This is a genomic window from Herbiconiux dendrobii, from assembly GCF_052048175.1.
Taxonomy (GTDB): Bacteria; Actinomycetota; Actinomycetes; order Actinomycetales; family Microbacteriaceae; genus Herbiconiux.
This window is the reverse complement of record NZ_JBLZQV010000001.1, coordinates 81,309-100,485: the sequence shown is the minus strand read 5'-3', so window position 1 is coordinate 100,485 and position 19,177 is coordinate 81,309. Positions and strand designations below refer to the sequence as shown.

Genomic DNA, 19,177 nt, shown 5'->3' with positions numbered 1-19,177 from the left:
TCAGCTCCCGGCCTGCTGCATCGACTCGGCCGACGACGCGGCGGCGGCGAGCGGATGCGCCAGGTCGCCCGGCCAGCGCTCCACCCAGCGCTGCGCGAACCGCCACACCCCGTCGCGCCGCTCCACGACGTCGCGGGAGTGCCCGGTCGAGCTGAACGTCACCTCGCCGGTGCCGGCCTCGCGATGGCTGGCGAACCAGTACGCGCGGATGCCCCAGCGGTCGGCGCTGCCGCCCTCGTCGGGGAGGTACAGCCGGTTCGACTCCCGGTGCTGATGGCCGCTGTAGCCGCCGAAGTGGCTCTCGGAGAAGGCACGGATGCTGTCGGCGCCCGTCCAGGTCTCCACCAACCCGTCGAGCTGGGTCTCCCTGAACGCCGCATCCGGCCAGAAAGTGCCGACGTAGAGGTCGATGTCCTGCGTATCCAGCGCCCAGAGGTAGGTGTTGTAGAGGTCGTCGATCGCCACTCGGTCGTCCGGGCCCGGCCCGGTGTGTCCCGTGCGCGGGGCGGCCTCGGTCTGGTCTGCCATCATCGTGCTCCTTTGCGGGTGATGGGGCGCGCCGAACGGATCGGGCGCCCACCACCACGCTAGGAAGCCGTCGGCGAGGCGGTCAACACGCCCTTTCCGCGGAACGTCCTCCGGAAATCGGGGGAACGGTGCCTGTCAGATCAGGATCGACAGCGGCTGCTCGATGCGCTTCACGAACGCGGCCAGCCACTGGGCGGCTAGCGCGCCGTCGAGCACCCGGTGGTCGGCAGAGAGGGTGACGGTCATCACGGTTCCCACCACGATCTCGCCGTCCTGCACCACGGGCTCGGGACGGGCCGCGCCCACGGCCAGGATGGCGGACTGCGGCGGGTTGATGATGGCCGAGAACTCGGTCACGCCGTACATGCCGAGGTTCGACACCGCGAAGCTGCCGCCCTCCAGCTCGTTCTGGCGCAGCTTGCCCTCGCGGGCACGGCCGGCCAGGTCGGCCACCGAGCGGGCCACCTCGCTGAGCGAGAGCTTCTCGACCGAACGCAGCACGGGGGTCACCAGGCCGCCCTCGATGGCCACGGCCACCGACATGTCGACGGAGTCGTAGCGGCGCACCGCGGTGTCGGTCCAGGTGGCGTTCGCCTCGGGCACGTCGACGAAGGCCGCAGCGGCCGCCTTCAGCACGAAGTCGTTCACCGAGATCTTCACCGAGGAGGCTTCGTTGACCGTGCGGCGCAGGGCGAGCAGCTCGTCCACCCGGCAGTCGGCCACCAGGTAGAAGTGCGGCACGGTCGACTTGCTCTCGGTGAGCCGTCGGGCGATGGCCCGGCGCATGCCGGTGTGCGGCACCTCGGTGAAGCCGGCTCCGGATGCGGCCGGGGCCGCGGGGGCCGACGCCGCGGCCGGAGCGGAGGGTGCAGCGGGGGTCGCGGATGCCGCCGGGGCGGGTGCCGCAGCGGGTGCCGGCGCGGCCTCGCCCGAAGTTGCCGGAACAGCGCTCTCGGGCGCGCGCTCGAGGTCGGCGCGCACGATCCGCCCGCCGGGCCCGGTGCCGCGCAGCGATCCGAGATCGACCCCGCGCTCCTTCGCCAGCCGGCGCACGATCGGGCTGGCGAACAGCCGCGAACCCGCCTCGGCGCCACCGCCGAGCTCCACCGGTGTCCCGGCCACCGGCGAGCTCTCGCCCTCCGGCGCGGTCTCCGGCTCGGGCGCCGTGCGCGGCTCGGCCGCCTCGGCACCGTCGGCCGGCTTCGAGCCCGCCGGCACCGACGTGCCGGCCTCCACCGGCTCCGCCCCGGGTGCCGCACCGCCGTCGGGCTCCGCAGCGTCGTCGACGCTCTCCCCGGGCTCGCCGACCACGGCGATCGGCTCCCCCACGTTCACCGACACGCCCTCGCCGACGAGCACCTTGAGCAGTGTCCCGCCGATCTCGGCGGCGTACTCCACGGTGGCCTTCTCGGTCTCGACCTCGGCGAGCGGCTCGCCCACCACGACCGACTGCCCCACCTGCACCAGCCACGACTGGATGGCGCCTTCGGCGGCTCCCGCGAGAACCTCCGGCATCCGGATGACGGTCGACATCAGCGCTCTCCGAATCCGAGTCGCACGCGCTCGAGGCCGGCGACGACCTCCTCGGTGCGGGCGATGGCGGCGCGCTCCAGCACCTTCGAGATGCTGGGCGAGGCCTCACCTCCGTGCACCCGCTCGATCGGCTGATCGAGCCAGTCGAAGTAGCGGCGCTGGATCTCGTCGGCGAGCCAGCCGCCGTACGAGGTGCCCTGGGCGCCCTGCTCCACGATGAGCACGCTGTTGGTCTTCTTGATCGAGTCCCCGATGGTGTCCCAGTCGATCGAGGCGCGGTCCAGCCAGCGCAGGTCGATCACCTCGGCGTCGATGCCGGTCTGCTCCACCGCCTCGAGGGCGTGGCGCACCATGGAGAGGTAGCTGATCACGGTCACGTCCGACCCGGTGCGCCGCACCGCGGCCTGCCCGGGCGGGATGATGTAGTCGAGATCACCCTCGGGCACGCGGTCGGCGGTTCCGTAGAGGTCGACGTGCTCGATCACGAGCACGGGATCCTCCAGTGCGAGCGCGGCGTTCATCAGGCCCACGTAGTCGGCGGCGTTCGACGGGGCGACGATCCGCCAGCCGGGGCTGGTGGCGAAGATGCCCGCCGGGTCCATCAGGTGCTGCGAGCCGTAACCCGAGCCCATCGCCACCTTCGTGCGCAGCACGAACGGCACGGGGGTGTCGGCGCCGAACATGTGCCGCGCCTTGCCGATCTGGTTGAACACCTGGTCGGCGGCCACCCACATGAAGTCGGGGTACATGAACTCCACCACCGGGCGGAACCGGCCGTCCAGGGCCAGGCCCGCGCCGAGGCCGGTGAAGGCGTTCTCGCTGATCGGGGTGCCGAGCACGCGGCCGTCGGTGAGCGCATCCGAACCGTACTTCTTGGCCAGGCCCTTGGTGGCGCCGTTCGTGCCGCCGTTCAGCCGGTGCACGTCTTCGCCCATCACGACGATGCGCGGGTCTTCGGCCATCCGCCGGTCCATCACGCCGGAGACGGCGTCGACGAACTTGAGGTCGCGCCATCCGCCCTCGTACGAGGCGGGGTCGGCCACGGTCAGCTCGGCGAGCTCGCTCGCGTCGCCGCGCACGCCCACGTTGACGTAGCCCGGGTCGGGCCAGAGCGAGGGGATGATCCGGCGCTTGCCGTCCGAGTCGGGGTCGGCCTCCACGAGCTCGGCGACCGCGGCGTTCATCGCGGCCTTGGCCTGCTCGCGCACGGAGACGACGCCGGCCTCGTCGATGAGCTTCAGCGCCATCATCTCCTTGGCCATCCGGTCCAGCGGATCGCGCGCCTTCCACTGACCCTCTTCCTCCTTGGGGCGGTAGCCGAAGGCGCTGCCCGGGTAGGGGCCGTTCTGGTGGAAGAAGCGGTAGACCTCGGCCTCGATGATGGCGGGGCCCTCGCCCGAACGCATGCGCTCCTCGGCGGCCTTCATGGCCAGGTGCACGGCCAGCGGATCCATGCCGTCGACCCGCCAGGACGGGATGCCGAAGCCCTGCCCGCGCACCGAGAACCGGGTGTCGGCGGTGATCTCGTCCGACTTGGTGGAGACCGCGTACATGTTGTTCTCGATGAAGAACATCACCGGCAGCTTCCACGCCGCCGCGAGGTTCATCGACTCGAGCACCGAGCCGATCTGGGCGGCGCCGTCGCCGAAGTAGTTGATGGTGATGTCGCCGGTGCCGGAGTGCTTCTGCGCCCAGGCGTTGCCGGCGGCCATCGGGGCGCCGCCGCCCACGATGGCGTTGGTGCCGAGCGCGCCCGCCTCGAACCACTGCAGGTGCATCGAGCCGCCGCGGCCCGAGCAGTACCCCTGGGCCAGGCCGAGGATCTCGGCCAGCGTGCGCTGCAGCACGGCCTGGATGGGCTCGGTCACGGCCTCGGCCGGGTCGATGACGCCGCCCGAGACGTGGGTGAGCGCCTTGGCGAGGAACTGGTGGTGGCCGCGGTGCGAGCCGTTCACGGCATCCGCCGACGACAGCCCCACGATCGATCCGACCGCGCCGCCCTCCTGGCCGATGCTGGAGTGGGCCGGGCCGTGCACGAGGCCTTCACCGGCGAGCTCGAGCACGGTCTCCTCGAACGCCCGGATGAGGTGCAGCTCGGCGAGCATCGTGCCGAGGAGCTGCGGATCGGCGGCCTTCCAATCGGCGGGCGTCGTGGTGAGCTCCTGCCACTCGACTCCGGTCTGCAATCGACGCAACTTCGGCATCTTCGCCATTCCTTCCGCGGGGGCGCGCTGGGCGCCCGGTCGTTGTCTGAACGATACGAGGGATTGAATCCAATTTCAACCCCGTGAACCGCTCATGCTGGCTTTCAGACCGGACAGATCCAATAATGGATACAATCGATTCGTCAAGGAGGATGCATGAGCCACGGAATCCCCGGTGCCCGCGGAGTCGACCACATCGGCTTCACCGTGCCCGATCTCGATCAGGCCGAGGAGTTCCTGGTGGGAGTGCTCGGCGCGACGCCGATCTACACCCTCGGCGCCAAGCGATCCGACGACGACTGGATGCAGACCCACATCGGCGTGGACCCCCGCACCGTGATCACCGAGATCCGCTTCTACCGGCTCGGCAACGGCTCCAACCTCGAGGTCTTCGGCTACGACGCCGCCGGCCCGCAGGCGCCGCAGCCCCTCAACAGCGACATCGGCGGCCACCACCTCGCGCTCTACGTCGACGACATGGACGTGGCGGTCGAGTACTTGCGCTCGCACGGCGTAGAGGTGATGGGCGAGCCGACGGCGAGCAAGCAGGCCGCCGAGGGCCAGCGCTGGGTCTACTTCCGCAGCCCCTGGGGCATGCAGTTCGAGCTCGTGAGCTTCCCGGAGGGCAAGGCCTACGAGAAGGATGCCCCGGTGCGGCTGTGGCATCCGGCGCATCCGGCAGAATGACGCCGTGACCCTCGAGTTCAGTGCCCACGGTGCGGCGGGCGCCCGCGTCGCCGCCGAGCTGCGCGACGCCATCCTGGCCGGCGAGTACCGGCCGGGAACCCGCATCCGGCAGGAGGACGTGGCCGAGCGGCACGGTGCGAGCCGCGTGCCGGCGCGCGAGGCCCTGCGCCTGCTGGAGGCCGAGGGCCTGGTGACGGTGGTGGCCAACACCGGCGCCTGGGTGGCGAGCCTCAACTTGCGCGAGTGCGAGGAGATCTACCAGGTGCGCGAGCGCCTCGAACCGCTGCTGCTGCGCTACAACGTGCCGCTGCTGGAGGAGACCGGGATCGACCGGCTCGAGCAGCTCGCGACCGAGATGGAGAACTCCTCCGGCATCGAGGCCTTCCTGCGCCTGGACCGCGAGTTCCACCTCTCCTGCTACACCGCCGCCGACACCACCATGATCGGCGACACCGTGCTGCGGCTGTGGAACCGCACGCAGCCCTACCGCCGCGCCTACACCTCGGTGTTCCGCTCGGAGGGCGACCGCAGCGCGCACCACGAGCACCACCTGCTGGTCTCCGCCATCCGCCGGCGCGACGCCGACGAGGCCGAGCAGGTGCTCGCCCTGCACATCCGCCGCACCCGCCTGGAGCTGGCCCGCCACCCCGAGATCTTCGACACCGTCCCCGACGCCCGCTGACCCCCCCCATTTCACATGGTGATGGCTCGCGATCAGGCACCGGGCGACCCGGCCATGACCCGGTGGATGGGCTGCCGCGCGCTTCGCGCTCGCCTTCGACGACCGTGCCCGGTTCTCAGAGGCGGGCGCGCTCGGTCAGGCGGCTGGGCGCTTGATGGTGAGTTGGCGGGTGCCGTGGGGTGGGTGCTCCGGTCGAGTCATTGGCATCGGGTTTGGCGGGAGGCCGCGAAGCGGCCGGGGGACTATGACTCGACCGGATCACCCACCCCACGGCGCCCGGCCTGAGCGGATCCCGAACGGCGACCGCCCGAAGCCTCGCGCCGCCCCGGAAGCACGCGGCCAGCTCAGGGCACCACGATCGGCGTGACCTCGGTGCGGTCCCGGGCCGCGGCCAGCGTCGCGCCGATCGCGTCGAGGGGCCGGAGGCCGCCGAGCATCGCCTCGACGTCGACCGCGCCCGACTCGAGCATCGGCAGAAAGCGGGCGAGGTCGCGCGCCATGTCGAGCCGGCCGCTCTGCGAGCTGCGCAGATCCCGCCCACGCAGCGCCAGGTCGAACAGCGGCAGCTCCACCACGGTGTCGCGCGCGACGTACGAGGTGAGGGTCGTCACCCCGCCCAGGCGGGTCATCGCGAAGGCCTGCTGCACCGAGGCGACCGAGCCACCGGCGTCGAAGCCGAAGTCGGCGCCGCGGCCCGCGGTGAGCGCGCGCACGGCGTCGAGCGGATCGCCTTCGGCCGGGTCGATCACGTCGGTAGCCCCCACCCGCATGGCCAGGTCCCGCCGGGCGGCGAGCGGCTCGACGGCGATGATGCGCTCGGCTCCCAGGATGCGGGCGGCCTGCACCATCCAGAGCCCCTCCTGTCCGCAACCCACCACCACGACCGAGCTGCCGGGCGTCACCCGTGCCACGTTCACCACGGCGCCCATGCCCGAGACGATGCCGCAGCCCACCATCGCCAGCCAGGCATCCGGCAGCTCGCTGTCGACCGGGAACACCTGGATGTCGCGCATCACCGCGTGCTCGATGTAGGTGGCCGAGCTCCCCGGCGCCCGCACCTCCCGCCCGTCCTCGAGCGTGCCGATCACCGGTGCCGGCACGAACAGACGCTCGCACTGGTCGATGCGGCCGCTGCGGCACCAGAAGCACTCCCCGCATTCCGGGGTCGCCGTCACGATCACACGCCGACCCGCCCGGTGGCGCGATCCGGCCCCCGTCGCAAGCACCGTGCCGACCGCGGCGTGGCCGAGCACGACGGGGTACGGATCGGGGTCGAGCGCCGGCAGCCCGGTGTCGCCGCGGAGCGCGATCCAGTCGCTGTAGCAGAAGGCGCTGGCGTCGATGCGCAGCACGACCTCCTCGGCCGCGGGGTCGCGCAGCAGCACGGTCTCGATCTGGAACTCGGTGGCGCCGCGATGCGCGACGGCCGCTCGGACGGGTGTGGGCACGATTCCTCCAGGGGTGCGGGCGGCCACCGGGGCCGCAGCTCACAGGACGGGTTCGGGGGCGGCGGCGGCGCGGCGGCGCGCAGCGGCCATGGAGCCGAGCCCGGCGATTCCCACCGCGACGACGGCGAGCACCGCTCCGAGCACGGCGGTGGGGGTGAGGCCGAGGGCGTCGACGGGCACCAGGAGATCCAGCAGCACGGCCGCGATCGCCTGACCGGCCGCGATGCACAGGATGGCGCTCAGCACGCCGATGGTGCGCACGGTCAGCGCGGTCACCACCCCGATGGCCGCGCCCAGCGCTCCGCCGAGCGGCGCCCAGGGCGGCAGCGTGGAGAAGTCGATCGGCTGCAGCAGCAGCGAGACCACGAGGGCCGCCGCCACGAAGACGCCCGAGATCGCGAAGTTGATCACCGACATCACCGCGAACTCGCCCGTCACCACCACCAGCCAGCCGTTGGCGGCCTGCTGCAGCGCGATCAGGACACCGGCAATCACCACGACGGGGATGACCAGTACGTTGCCGAGGTCGAAACGGCCCACGGCACCCACCAGCACGGCGAGCACGGCCACGCCGAGGCCCACCGAGCGCAGCAGGTTCAGTGAGCGGCGGCCGCCCGGCCCGAGACTGAGCGAGTCGGCCAGCACCGAACCGACCAGCTGACCGAGCGTGACCGCGACGGCCACGGCCACCACGCCCACCTCGGGGGTCACGGTGATGATCGTGAGCACGGCCGCGAAACCCATCAGCCCACCGAGGAACCACCAGCGGCGCACCTCCGTGCGGCGCTGCCGGAGGGAGCGGACGGCCCGGGGGAACGCGCCCATCGCCCCCGCCACGACCAACGCCATCAGGAGCGCCGTGCCGTGGTTGACGGCTGTGGCGAGCACGGGCGATCCGGTGGCCACGCTGACGTGGCCGTTCGCCGAGGTCTGCACGGCCACCGCGGCGCCGGCGGCGAGGGTCGCCGCCGTGGCCAGCAGCGGCGAGGCCTTCACACCAGCGCCCGGGCGAGCACCGGCAGGTGCTCCACGCCCGGCGCGATCTCCCCACGCTCGATGCGGTGGGCGAGCTGCACCACCGCCGTGTTCACCGGGGTCGTGACGCCGAGTTCGCGGCCGCTCAGCATCACGTGGCCGTTGAGGTCGTCGACCTCGCTGTGCCGGCCCTTGCGCCAGTCCTGCAGCACGGTGGTGGTGGCGCCGGGCACCACGAAGCCGGCGAAGAGCTTGTCGGTCATGATGTCGACGACCCGGTCGGGCTCGGCGATCTCCTCGGCGCTCAGCCCGAAGATCGGCAGCACCGGATGCCCGGCCGCGGCCCCCACGGCAAGGGCCTCGTTGCCGGCCGCCACCATCACGTCCCGGAAACCCGGCGTGTGCAGCGCATCGAGCATCGGCAGACCCAGTACGGCCGAGGTCACCAGCAGGGTGCTGTTGCTGACCAGCTTCATCCACTTGGCCGCCTCGATGTCATCGAAGCGCTGCACGGTGCCGGAGTGCCCGAGCAGCTCCTGCACCTCGCCGATGCGCTCCGCCGGGCCGCCGGGCAGGGCGCCCACGGCAAACCAGGAGCGATCGACCCCGGTGTGCCGGTGCACCACGCCCGGTTCGTCCATCGTGGCCGAGCACTCGATCACGGCACCCAGGGTGCGCTCGGCGCCCACCACGTCTCCGATCACCCCGGCGGTCATGCCGTTCTGCACGCCCACCAGCAGGCCGTCGTCGGCGAGATGGGGACGGATGAGCTCCGCCGCCCAGCGCGAGTCGTAGGCCTTCATCAGCATCAGCACCACGTCGAAGGACTGCTTCAGCTCCGCCACCTCGCAGAGATGGATGACCCGCGGACGCACCTGCTGCTCTTCGGCGGGCGTGATGATGCGCAGCCCCTCGGCCCGCATCGCCTCCACGTGCGCGGGCCACTGCTCGATCAGCAGCACGTCCTCGCCCGCCCGGGTGAGGTCGGCGCCGATCGACGCCCCGTTCGCCCCGGCACCGAGCACCGCGATCCGTTTTCCGGACATCCAGCCGCCTCCTTTGGCGCTGTAGAAAATACAGCATTGATGTACACACCCCACGATATAGGCTGGTAATCTGGCGCAACCAGCCCGAAGTGTAAATTGATGCTGGACACGCCGTCATCATGACGCCACCCTCGACGAAGAGAGCAGAGAACGATGATCCTTCACATCGCCGCATTCCGATGGAAAGACGACGTGACCGAGGCCGACGTGGCCGAGCTCACCGCCGCGCTGTCGGAGATGGCTGTGAACATCCCCGAGATCAAGTCGTACACGGCCGGGCCGAACCTGCACCTGCGCCCCGCGGGCTCGGACTACGGGGTCGTCGCCCTGCTGGAGGACGCCGCCGGGCTGGACGCCTACCTCGACCACCCCACCCACCTCGCCGTCTACGAGAAGTACCTCGGCCGCATGCTGGCCGAGCGCTCCGCGGTGCAGCTGCCGATCAGCGAGGGATCGTTCGCGTGAGCGGGATGCGCGCCGCGGTGCTGCACGACGTGGGCGACCTCCGCATCGAGGACCGCGCGGTTCCCCAGCCTGGGCCCGGTGAGGTGCTCATCCGCATCGCCGTGTGCGGGGTGTGCGGCAGCGACGCGACGGAGTTCGGCCGCGGCCTGGTGCTCGCCCACCCGCCGGTGACCCTCGGGCACGAGTTCGCCGGCGTGGTGGAGGCCGTGGGCGAGGGCGTCACGTCCCCACCCGTCGGCGCCACCGTGGTCAGCGGCGCCGGCATCTCGTGCGGCGAGTGCAAGCCGTGCCGCCAGGGCCGCACCAACCTGTGCCGCACATACTCCACCATCGGTTTCCACCACGACGGCGGTCTGGCCGGCTACGTGCTCTCCCCCGCCGCCATCACGCTCGACGTGAGCGACAGCGGCCTCTCGCTGGACACCCTGGGGCTCACCCAGCCGATGGCCATCGCGGTGCACGCCGTGCGGCGCAGCGGGCTCGCGGCCGGTCAGGATGCGGTCGTGGTGGGCGTGGGCGGCATCGGCGCCTTCATCACCACCGCCGCCGCCGCGACCGGGGCGCGCGTGCTCGTGGTCGACCTGAACGACGACCGGCTCGAGCTGGCGACCCGCCTGGGCGCCTCGGAGACACTGAAGGCGGGCACCGATCCGCTCGCCCAGCGGCTGGACGAGCTCGGCATGGATGTGGACGTGTTCTTCGAGGTGAGCGGATCCGGCCCCGGCCTCAGATCGGTGCTCGAGGCCGCCCGCCCCGGCGCCACCATCGTGCCGGTCGGCGTGCAGCGCGGCGAGCCGGAGCTGCCGCTCGGGCGCTGGACCCTGAACGAGTACACGATCCTGGGCACGGTCGCCCACGTCTTCGCCACCGATTTCCCCGAGGCCGTGCGCCTGCTCGGCACCCGGTCCGACTGGTCCGACATCGCCGGCGAGGTGGTGCCACTGGACCGGGTGGCCGAGGATGCCCTGCAACCCTTGCTGGAGGGGCGCTCCGCCCAGATCAAGACGCTGATCGACCCGTGGGCCACCGAGGCGCGACCCGCGGTGCACTCCCGCGGCTGAGGCCGCGATCCGCCGCCCGAGGGCCGGTGCGCCTCCGGGCGGGCCGGGCATCAGGCCGTGAGCTCGTCCATCGCCCGCAGCACGTCGACCGCGGAGCCCGGCTGGCCGGCAGGTGCGGCGGTTCCGCTCGGCGGGGCGTCGGGCAGGGCGGAGTTCTGCTGCCGCCGGCCGAACACGAACCAGATTCCCTTGGCCGGCACGGCAGCCCGGTTGGAGTACAGGTGCGGCCGCACCGAGTCGAACTGCAGCGAGTCGCCCGGGTGCAGCAGGTGGGTGTCGAAGTCGAGGTGCAGGGTGAGCTCGCCCTCCAGCAGGTACGCGTACTCGAAGCCCGCGTGGCGCATCAGCTTGTCTTCGATCGAGCTGGAGGCTCCGGGCTCGTAGGTCACCAGGAGGGCGTCGACCGGGCCGCCCGCGCCCACCGCCAGCCGCTCCCAGCGCACACCGTTCTGCATCTCGATCACGGGGTTCTCCGCGCTGCGCTGCACGTCGGGAAGCGCGGGCCCGGTGTGCCCGAACATCGGCGCCGGCGCATCCCCGGCCGGGGCCATGCCGACCAGATCGTCGAGCGAGACGCCCAGGTAGCTGGCCAGCGCGTAGAGGGTGGCGACGGAGGGCTGCGTCTTGCCGATCTCGACCTGCGAGATCAGCGACGCCGAGACGCCGAGCGACTGCGCCACGCTCCGCAGACTGAGACCGCGCTTGGTGCGCGCCTCGCGCAGGCGTGCACCGAGACTGTCCGGCATGCTGGCTCCCAACGAAATCATCCGACCGGAAGCGCCGTCGTTTCATCGGTTCTTCCGCCGAAATCCATTGTAGGGCCCCGGGGGCCGTGTTGTAGTGTTAAGCATGACTGTACGCGCGTAAAGTGCGAAGGCACCATCCGATCTACGAGGAGGACTCGATGAAGAGCACCGGAACCACCGGCACGAACGCTGTCGACTGGGAGGCGCGGATCGACTTCGACCGCCTGCGCGACGAGCGGCTGGCCCGTCTGAAGGCGGAGCTGGACCGCTCCGAGCTCGGGGCGGTGCTCGCCTTCGACTTCTCGAACATCCGCTACATGAGCTCCACCCACATCGGCACCTGGGCGATGGACAAGCTCATCCGCTTCTCGCTGCTGACCCGCAACACCGATCCGGTGGTCTGGGACTTCGGATCGGCCGCGAAGCACCACAAGCTCTACAACCCGTGGCTGGACACCACCACGGCCGAGATGGACGCCGACCCCAACGCCCCGCACGAGGGCGCCAAGCGTCCCCGGCTGGAGTCCGGGGCCCGCGCCGGCATCTCCACCCTGCGCGGCGCCTTCCCGCCCGAGGCCGAGATCGCCCAGGGCGTGGCCAAGAAGATCAAGCGGGAGCTCGAGAAGTTCGGCCTGCAGAACCAGCCGCTCGGCGTCGACGTGATCGAGCTGCCCATCCTGTTCGCCCTGCAGCAGGAGGGCATCACCGTGGTCGACGGCCAGCAGGTGTTCATGGAGGCCCGCCGGGTGAAGACCCACGACGAGATCCGCCTGCTCACCCAGGCCGCCTCGATGGTGGATGCCGCCTACGAAGACCTCTACCGGTTCCTCCGCCCGGGCGTGCGCGAGAACGAGGCCGTGGGCCTGGTCGCCAAGACGCTCTACGACCTGGGGTCGGAGTACGTCGAGGGCGTCAACGCCATCTCGGGCGAGCGCTGCTCGCCGCATCCGCACGTGTTCTCCGACCGCCTCATCCGGCCCGGCGACCCGGCCTTCTTCGACATCCTGCACAGCTTCAACGGCTACCGCACCTGCTACTACCGCACCTTCGCGGTGGGCTCGGCCTCGAGCGCGCAGCGCGACGCCTACACCCGCGCCCGGGAGTACATGGACCGCGCGATCGCACTGGTGAAGCCGGGTGCCACCACGGCCGACATCGTGAAGGTGTGGCCGAAGGCGGAGGAGTTCGGCTTCGCCGACGAGGAGGCCGCCTTCGCCCTGCAGTACGGCCACGGCGTGGGCCTGTCGATCTGGGAGAAGCCGATCTTCTCGCGCCTGACCTCGCTCGACCACCCGGAGGTGCTGCAGGAGGGCAATGTGTTCGCCCTGGAGACCTACTGGCCGTCGGCCGACGGCTGGGGCGCCGCCCGCATCGAGGAGGAGGTCGTGGTGACGGCCGACGGCTGCGAGGTCATCACCAAGTTCCCCGCCGAGGAGCTGCTGGTGGCCGGCAAGCGCTACTACACGATCGACGGACCGCTCAATCTGCAGCGCGACTCGCAGTCCCACCTGAACACGACCTGGGGCCGCGGAGAAGCATGAGCGAGGGCGTCACGACCACGACCACGATCGGATTCCTGGGCCTCGGCTCGATGGGGTCGGGCATGGCCCGGCGCCTGCTCGACGCCGGTCACGACGTCGTGGTGTGGAACCGGTCGCCCGCCGCCGCCGACGAGCTCGTCGCAGCGGGCGCCCGGCGGGCCGAGACGCCCGCCGAGGCGCTCGCGCCCGAGCTGTCGTTCTCGATGCTGGCCAACGACGAGGCGGTGCAGTCCGTGCTGGACGGGGCGGCCGTCGCCTCTCTGCGCGGCCGTACGCACGTCGTGATGGCCTCGATCAGCCCCTCGCTGGCCGATCGGCTCGCCGCGGCGTTCGAGGCCGCCGGAGCCGTCTACGTCGCCGCCCCCGTGCTCGGCCGCCCGCCGGTGGCCGCCGCCGGCCAGCTCAACATCCTGGCCGCCGGACCGGCCGCGGCCCTGGACGCCGTCGAGCCCTACTTCGCCGAACTCGGCAAGCGCACCTGGCGGCTGGGCGAACGGCCCTCGGCCGCCAACGCCGTCAAGGCCGCCGTGAACTACAACATCATCCACGCCATGCAGGCGATCGGCGAGTCGGTGGCGATGACCGAGCGCCAGGGCGTGGATCCGGCGCTGTTCACCGAGCTGCTCTCCAGCACGCTGTTCGGCGGGGTCGTCTACAGCGGTTACGGGGGCATGATCGCGCGCGGGGAGTACACCCCGCCGGGCTTCCACATCGCCCTCGGCCGCAAGGACCTCGGGCTCGCCCAGGAGGTCGCCGAGGCCGGAGGGGTCACCCCCGCGACGCTGCCGGCCCTGATCGCCGTCTTCGACGCCGCGCTGGCCGATCCCGATCTCAAGGACGCCGACTGGAGCGCCATCGCCGAGGTCTCGCGCCGCGACCTGCTCTAGCCGGACGCAGCGGAGTGGCCGCCCGGCGACCGCTCCGCCGCGTACGCCCTAGACCGCGGCGATCGCATCCACCTCGATGGTGGCGCCGTTGTAGAGGGAGTGCACGCCGATGACGGTGCTGGCGGAGGGCTCGGGAACCTTCACCAGGGCGTTGCGGGTCTCGCGCCAGACCTTCAGCTTCTCCTGGTCGAGCTCGGTGATGTACACGTTCACGCGCACCACGTCTTCCCACGTCGCCCCGGCGGCCGTGAGGGCGCGCTCGACCTCGCCGTAGGTGAGCTCGATCGCGCGGGCGAAGTCGGTGGGCACCGAGCCATCGGCCTCGAAGCCGACCTGGCCCGAGATGAACACCAGGTCGCCCGCCGTCACCCGGGTGCTGTCGGAGATGCCGGGAACCACGGGGGCGGGGATGCGGCTGATGCGGTCGTTGGTCATGCTGCTCTCATTTCCTTGGGGAGCATCCGGAGATGCTCGTTCGATGCTATTCGTCGCGGCCGAAGACGGTGAGGAACGGGCCGGCCGTCTCGGGCAGCGTCGATCTGCGGGTCAGCACGTGCCAGGACCGGTTGTGGTACACCAGCGGCAACGGCTCCGCGAGCTCGCCGTCGTCGCGCGGCTTGGCCTCGATGGCCTCCACGATCACGAGCGTCGACCCGTTGACCTCGACCCGCTGGGTGACGCGACCCCGCAGCCAGTTCGCGGCCGGATAGTACGGCTCGCCGGTGGGCAGCCGCCCCCAGTCGACGTCGTCGCCGAACCGGGCGGCGCCGCTGCGCGCGCCCAGCTTCGCGAGCGCGATCTGGTCCGACGTCAGCATGTGCACCACGACGGTCTCGGCGCGCCGGATGGTGGGTGTGCTGGAGCTCAGCGCGGAGGCCGAGAACATCAGCGTGGGCGGGTCGATGGCGACCGACGCCACCGAGCTCACCGTCATCGCCACGGGTCCGTCACCCGCGTCCGCGGTGACGATGGCCACGCCGGCCGGGTGGGACCGGAACGCGTGACGGAAGTCCTCTGCCGAGACCGGCTGCTCCTTCAGGTGTGCGGTCATCCTGCGCCCTAGACGATGGGAAGGACGAAGCGCGCCTCGTCCTCCCGGCCGAAGAGCACCTTGCCGAACGCCTCGTAGCCGCTGGCCGACAGCGTGTGGCCGTGCCGGGCCGCGGTGGCCTGGTCACGCCAGATGCGCTGCAGCGCGGACGACTCGGCGAACCCGGCCGAGCCGTGCGCGGTGATGAGCTCGTTGATCAGGGTCGTGATCGTCTCGACCACCCAGCCGGCCTTCGCGCGCATCTCGATGCGCTCGGCGTAGGGGGCGTAGTACCCGGCCTCGGTCGCCGCGTAGATCTGGTCGGCAACCTGTTGTGCCACTGCCTCGGCCGCGCTCAACTGCACCGCCGCCTTCGCCACGGCGGACTGGAAGATCGCCGAATCGGCCTGCTTCTCGTAGCCCGTGTAGGCGATCGACTTGCTCTCCGCCTTCGCGATCACGAGGTCGAGTGCCGCCCGACCCATGCCGAGGTGCGGTCCGACCAGCTTCATGAACAGCGAGGGCACGAAGATGGTGCCGTAGGAGGCCTCGGGGTTCTCGCCGAGATAGGTGCCCTCCACAGCCGCGGTCAGCGGGAACACCCGATGCTCGGGCACGAAGACGTCTTCGGCGATCTGCATCACGCTCGCGGTGGACTTCATCCCCGCCACGAACCAGTTGTCGTCGTAGCTGAGATCAGCCGTCGGGATGAGGGCGAGCCCGGCGTCCACGACCTCGCCCGCCTCGTTCTTCAGCGGGATGCCGAGCAGCGACCAGGTGGCCTGCAGGCTGCCCGTGCCGTAGCCCCACTTGCCGGTGACCCGGTAGCCGCCCTCGACGCGCGTGGAGTCGGAGGTGGTGGCCAGCACGATCGAGATCAGCGAGTCGAGCCCGCCGTCTGCGCCCCAGACATCCTCCTGCGCGCGCTCGTCCATCAGGCTCAGTACCCAGGCGCCGGAGTCGAGGATGCCGTCGACCCAGGCGAGGCTGCCGTCTCCGCGCCCGATCGCCCGTGCGACCGCGTGCGCCTCCCGGGTGTTCGCGGCGAGGCCGCCGAACTTCGTCGGTGCGGAGATGCTGAACGCGCCCGTGGCCGCGACGGCGTCGAACACCTCGGCGGGGATGCGACGGGTCTGATCGGCCTCGCGCCCTCCCGCGACGAGCTGCGGTCGCAGGGCATCGATCTTCTCGACGATGGCCTCGATCTCGGGCCGGATGACTGCCACGGACATGGGAACTCCTCACGCTCCTGGGGGACAAGACGGTATGTCCCCGAGAATTTCAGGCGCGTTGCCCGTTGTCAAGCCTCACTGAACACTTCGACGAAAGCTCGCAGGAGAAGTTCGGCACAACGCCGCCTGTGTGCAGTAGAACTCTCGACTTTTTACATGCACGCAACACAACGTGGGTTCATGCGTGCTAATTTTCTCGACACTCAATGTAATTGTCACTTAAGCCCGCCCCGTCGAAGGAGACCCGATGTCCGATGCTTTCCCCCGCACGGCCGGCCCGGATGCCGCGACCGACTACTCCATCTGGGTCCTGGAGTTCTGCCACGCCGACATGCCGCACGACTTCTTCGGGGGGTCAGGCATCTTCAGCAACGCGGGCATCATCCGCATCCCGATGCTCTACACGCTCGTGGTGGGCGGCGAGGTCGGTGGAAAGCAGCACGTCGCCCTCGTGGACTGCGGGTTCCGCAACGACTACTGGCTGAACCGGTACGACTTCTCGAACTGGCACGACCCGGCAGCCGTGCTGGGCTCGGTCGGCTACACCCCCGAAGACGTCGACGTCATCCTGGTCAGCCACATGCACTTCGACCACATGGGCAACTTCGAGGCGTTCCCGAACGCCAAGCTCTTCGTGCAGCTCGACGAGTTCACGGGCTGGTCGGAGGCCGTGGCCTCCACGCTCCAGCAGCCGGAGGCGGAACAGTCCTGGGTGTTCTCCTCCTTCGACCCCACCGACCTGGCCCGCGCGGCCCAGGGCATCGTCGACGGACGGGTGGTCTTCGTCAAGGGAGACGAGGAACTGCTGCCCGGCATCACGGCGCGACTCGCGAAGGACTCCCACACCTTCGGCTCGCAGTGGTTCTCGATCGAGACGTCCAACGGGCCTTACGTGGCGGCGGGCGACGCGGTTTACTGGTACTCGAACGTGGAGAAGATGTGGGCCCCGGGCTACGGGCAGGGCAACTCGTTCACCCTGCTCGAGGTCTACCGCACCCTGCAGAAGGAGCTCAAGCGCGAGACGTCCCGCATCATCCCCGGGCACGATCCGCAGATCGCGGAGCGGCACACCTCGTGGATCGCGGAGACCGGCAACTCGGTCTCCGAGATCACCCTCCGCGCCGACGACCACTCCCGTAAGCCCCACTCGGCCCCGCAGCTGTTCCGCTGAACCGAGCGTCACAGATAGATCAACGACACAGATCGAGGTCTCCGATGGTCACCGACCGCTCCCTCGCCCCCGAGATCGCCGAACTGGTGCACCGCGTCGGCGACGTCGTGCCCGTGCTGCTCGCGAACGCCGCGGAGGGTGAGCTGAACCGGCGCATCCCGGACGCCTCGATCGCGGCGCTCGTGCACACCGGCGCCTTCCGCCTGTCGGTGCCCACCCGCTTCGGCGGCTACGCCGGCAATTCCCGCGCGGCGATCGCCGTCGCGCGGGAGATCGGCCTCGGCGACGGCGGCGCCGCGTGGCTGTTCGGCATCTACGACTCCGGCGCCTGGGCGACCGCGCTCCTCCCCCTCCGGGCGCAGCAGGAGGTCTGGGGGGAGAACCCCGACACGCTCGTCTCGATCGTGCTCGCCACCACCTCGAAGGCCGTCAAGGTCGAGGGCGGCTACCGGGTCACCGGTAAATGGAACTACGGCACCGGATCTTCGCACGCCGTGTGGTCGCTGCTCGGGGTGCCGCTGGAGGACGAGGGCGGCAACGTGATCGACGGCGGTCTCGCGCTCATCCCCGCGGCAGATCTGACGACGGAGGAGACCTGGTTCGTCGCGGGCATGAAGTCGACCGGCAGCAACACCCAGGTCGCCGACGACGTCTTCGTCCCCGACCACCGCATCCTCCCCCTCACCCCCGCTCTCGAGGGCGAGTACCCGGGCGAGGGCGTCAACCCCGAGCTCTCGTACAAGACCCCCTTCGTGCCCTCGCTCGTGCTCAAGCTCGTCGGCCCGCACCTCGGGATGGGTCGCGCCGTGCTCGACCTGGTGATCGCCAAGGCGTCGACGAAGGCCATCGCGTACACCAGCTACGACCGGCAGTCCGAGTCGGTGGGATTCCAGCTCGCCGTCGCTCGCGCGGCGCTCCTGCTCGAGACGGCGGAGCTGTTCCTCGGCAACCTCGCCGACCAGTTGCAGGCCGAGGCCGAGGCGGGAACCTACCGCGACTACGCCGAACGCATCCACGTGCGTGCGGGGGTGGGCTGGGCCGTGGAGTCGGTCACCCAGGCCATCGACACCCTGCTCACGGCGCACGGCTCGGCGGCGTTCGCCGACGTCAACGCCATCCAGCGGTTCTGGCGCGACCAGGCCACGGCCGCCCGGCACGCGCACTCCCTGCCCTCGACCGGATACGAGGTCTACGGCAAGGTGCTGCTCGGTCTCGTCGACGAGGCCCGGGCCGTTCTCCCGGCAGTATGAGTGACGTGAACTCCCTCTCGGCCATCGGCGCCCGCCTCAAGACCGTGCGCGAAGCGCAGAACCTCACCCTCAAGTCCCTCGCGGACTCGATGGGGGTGACGCCGAGCCTGCTCTCGCAGATCGAGAACGACAAGGTGCAGCCCTCGCTCAACACGCTCTACCAGCTGGCCGTGCGGCTGGAGATCTCGGTCGACGAACTGCTCGGCATCGAGGCCGGCCGCGACACGCGCCGCCGGCCCGGCCCGGTGCAGCGGTTCGAGGAGAACCCGGTGGTGGAGCTCGAGTCGGGGGTGCGGCTCGAGCTGCTCGCCGGCGGGGCCGCGGGCATCGTCGAGCCGCTCATGGTGACCTACCGGCCGCACTCGTCCACGACGGCCGGCGCGCTCTGGAGCCGCCACCTCGGCTACGACTTCGGTGTGCTCCTGGAGGGCGAGCTCACCCTGCGGCTCGGCTTCGAAGAGCACCGCATCCGCGCCGGGGACTCCGTGCACTTCGACACCACGCAGCCGCACGTGTACCTCAACGACTCGGCCGAGCCCGCCCGGGGGGTGTGGTTCACGCTGCGCAACCCGCCCGAGCAGCCGGCGGGCAGCGGCGAGACCTCGCCGCGCGACCGCGTCACCCGGGCCCGGCCGGGCTCCCTCAGCGATGTCTTGAACGCGCTGCACAACCACGACGATTGGGGCTAGAC

General features: G+C 70.8%; 19 protein-coding genes. 9 read left to right on the top strand and 10 right to left on the bottom strand.

Annotated features, from left to right (window positions below):
* From ACN4JJ_RS00475 to ACN4JJ_RS00465, 3 genes are all read right to left on the bottom strand, one after another.
* Positions 1 to 528, bottom strand: coding sequence for a nuclear transport factor 2 family protein (locus ACN4JJ_RS00475; RefSeq protein ID WP_440707939.1), 528 nt, complete (start codon positions 526 to 528; stop codon positions 1 to 3).
* Positions 529 to 663: 135 nt separating this feature from the next.
* Positions 664 to 2,061: a dihydrolipoamide acetyltransferase family protein gene (locus ACN4JJ_RS00470; protein ID WP_440707938.1), complete on the bottom strand. Its 1,398-nt coding sequence runs from the start codon at positions 2,059 to 2,061 to the stop codon at positions 664 to 666.
* A complete protein-coding gene (locus ACN4JJ_RS00465) occupies positions 2,061 to 4,265 on the bottom strand; it encodes an alpha-ketoacid dehydrogenase subunit alpha/beta (protein ID WP_440707937.1) in 2,205 nt (734 codons plus the stop codon). The genes ACN4JJ_RS00470 and ACN4JJ_RS00465 overlap by 1 nt, the downstream gene beginning before the upstream one ends.
* A 156-nt stretch (positions 4,266 to 4,421) precedes the next feature.
* On the opposite strand from ACN4JJ_RS00465, the gene ACN4JJ_RS00460 reads away from it, so the two are divergent.
* Together ACN4JJ_RS00460 and ACN4JJ_RS00455 are read left to right on the top strand one after the other, a co-directional pair.
* On the top strand, positions 4,422 to 4,952 hold the full coding sequence (locus ACN4JJ_RS00460; protein WP_440707936.1) for a VOC family protein: 531 nt from the start codon (positions 4,422 to 4,424) through the stop codon (positions 4,950 to 4,952).
* Between the two features lie 4 nt (positions 4,953 to 4,956).
* Positions 4,957 to 5,634, top strand: coding sequence for a GntR family transcriptional regulator (locus ACN4JJ_RS00455; RefSeq protein WP_440707935.1), 678 nt, complete (start codon positions 4,957 to 4,959; stop codon positions 5,632 to 5,634).
* Positions 5,635 to 5,978: 344 nt separating this feature from the next.
* Here the strand turns inward: ACN4JJ_RS00455 and ACN4JJ_RS00450 are convergent, their stop codons facing one another.
* From ACN4JJ_RS00450 to ACN4JJ_RS00440, 3 genes are read right to left on the bottom strand one after another with little or no spacing between them, the layout of a single operon-like run.
* A complete protein-coding gene (locus tag ACN4JJ_RS00450; RefSeq protein WP_440707934.1) occupies positions 5,979 to 7,082 on the bottom strand; it encodes a zinc-binding dehydrogenase in 1,104 nt (367 codons plus the stop codon).
* A gap of 39 nt (positions 7,083 to 7,121) precedes the next feature.
* On the bottom strand, positions 7,122 to 8,078 hold the full coding sequence (locus ACN4JJ_RS00445) for a DMT family transporter (protein ID WP_440707933.1): 957 nt from the start codon (positions 8,076 to 8,078) through the stop codon (positions 7,122 to 7,124).
* Positions 8,075 to 9,103 (bottom strand): ketopantoate reductase family protein, encoded by a 1,029-nt coding sequence (locus ACN4JJ_RS00440; RefSeq protein ID WP_440707932.1) that lies wholly within the window; start codon positions 9,101 to 9,103, stop codon positions 8,075 to 8,077. The genes ACN4JJ_RS00445 and ACN4JJ_RS00440 overlap by 4 nt, the downstream gene beginning before the upstream one ends.
* Before the next feature lie 153 nt (positions 9,104 to 9,256).
* Between ACN4JJ_RS00440 and ACN4JJ_RS00435 the strand changes: the two genes are divergently transcribed.
* Both ACN4JJ_RS00435 and ACN4JJ_RS00430 read left to right on the top strand, forming a co-directional pair.
* Entirely contained in the window at positions 9,257 to 9,568 is a 312-nt protein-coding gene (locus ACN4JJ_RS00435; RefSeq protein WP_440707931.1) for a Dabb family protein, read from the top strand.
* Between the two features lie 5 nt (positions 9,569 to 9,573).
* Positions 9,574 to 10,629 (top strand): zinc-dependent alcohol dehydrogenase, encoded by a 1,056-nt coding sequence (locus ACN4JJ_RS00430; RefSeq protein ID WP_440708773.1) that lies wholly within the window; start codon positions 9,574 to 9,576, stop codon positions 10,627 to 10,629.
* 50 nt (positions 10,630 to 10,679) lie between these two features.
* Here ACN4JJ_RS00430 and ACN4JJ_RS00425 read toward each other — a convergent pair whose 3' ends face one another.
* Positions 10,680 to 11,375, bottom strand: a complete 696-nt coding sequence (locus ACN4JJ_RS00425; RefSeq protein WP_440707930.1) for a helix-turn-helix domain-containing protein — start codon at positions 11,373 to 11,375, stop codon at positions 10,680 to 10,682.
* Between the two features lie 158 nt (positions 11,376 to 11,533).
* Here ACN4JJ_RS00425 and ACN4JJ_RS00420 point away from each other — a divergent pair, with 158 nt between their 5' ends.
* The gene (locus tag ACN4JJ_RS00420; protein ID WP_291054396.1) at positions 11,534 to 12,916 is read left to right on the top strand and encodes a M24 family metallopeptidase; all 1,383 of its coding nucleotides are present in this window, start codon (positions 11,534 to 11,536) and stop codon (positions 12,914 to 12,916) included.
* Positions 12,913 to 13,803, top strand: coding sequence for an NAD(P)-dependent oxidoreductase (locus ACN4JJ_RS00415; RefSeq protein ID WP_440707929.1), 891 nt, complete (start codon positions 12,913 to 12,915; stop codon positions 13,801 to 13,803). The genes ACN4JJ_RS00420 and ACN4JJ_RS00415 overlap by 4 nt, the downstream gene beginning before the upstream one ends.
* A 48-nt stretch (positions 13,804 to 13,851) precedes the next feature.
* Here the strand turns inward: ACN4JJ_RS00415 and ACN4JJ_RS00410 are convergent, their stop codons facing one another.
* Genes ACN4JJ_RS00410 through ACN4JJ_RS00400 form a run of 3 tightly spaced genes read right to left on the bottom strand, consistent with a single transcriptional unit; the run spans position 13,852 to position 16,065 of the window.
* Entirely contained in the window at positions 13,852 to 14,238 is a 387-nt protein-coding gene (locus ACN4JJ_RS00410; RefSeq protein WP_291054400.1) for a RidA family protein, read from the bottom strand.
* Between the two features lie 46 nt (positions 14,239 to 14,284).
* Entirely contained in the window at positions 14,285 to 14,854 is a 570-nt protein-coding gene (locus ACN4JJ_RS00405) for a flavin reductase family protein (protein WP_440707928.1), read from the bottom strand.
* Positions 14,855 to 14,862: 8 nt separating this feature from the next.
* Positions 14,863 to 16,065: an acyl-CoA dehydrogenase family protein gene (locus ACN4JJ_RS00400; protein ID WP_440707927.1), complete on the bottom strand. Its 1,203-nt coding sequence runs from the start codon at positions 16,063 to 16,065 to the stop codon at positions 14,863 to 14,865.
* Between the two features lie 247 nt (positions 16,066 to 16,312).
* On the opposite strand from ACN4JJ_RS00400, the gene ACN4JJ_RS00395 reads away from it, so the two are divergent.
* The 3 genes from ACN4JJ_RS00395 to ACN4JJ_RS00385 are packed head-to-tail and all read left to right on the top strand — an operon-like array spanning position 16,313 to position 19,175.
* Positions 16,313 to 17,236 (top strand): N-acyl homoserine lactonase family protein, encoded by a 924-nt coding sequence (locus ACN4JJ_RS00395; protein ID WP_440707926.1) that lies wholly within the window; start codon positions 16,313 to 16,315, stop codon positions 17,234 to 17,236.
* 44 nt (positions 17,237 to 17,280) lie between these two features.
* Positions 17,281 to 18,486, top strand: coding sequence for an acyl-CoA dehydrogenase family protein (locus ACN4JJ_RS00390; RefSeq protein ID WP_440707925.1), 1,206 nt, complete (start codon positions 17,281 to 17,283; stop codon positions 18,484 to 18,486).
* 5 nt (positions 18,487 to 18,491) lie between these two features.
* Positions 18,492 to 19,175: a helix-turn-helix domain-containing protein gene (locus tag ACN4JJ_RS00385; protein ID WP_291054413.1), complete on the top strand. Its 684-nt coding sequence runs from the start codon at positions 18,492 to 18,494 to the stop codon at positions 19,173 to 19,175.
* The last annotated feature ends 2 nt before the right edge of the window (positions 19,176 to 19,177 follow it).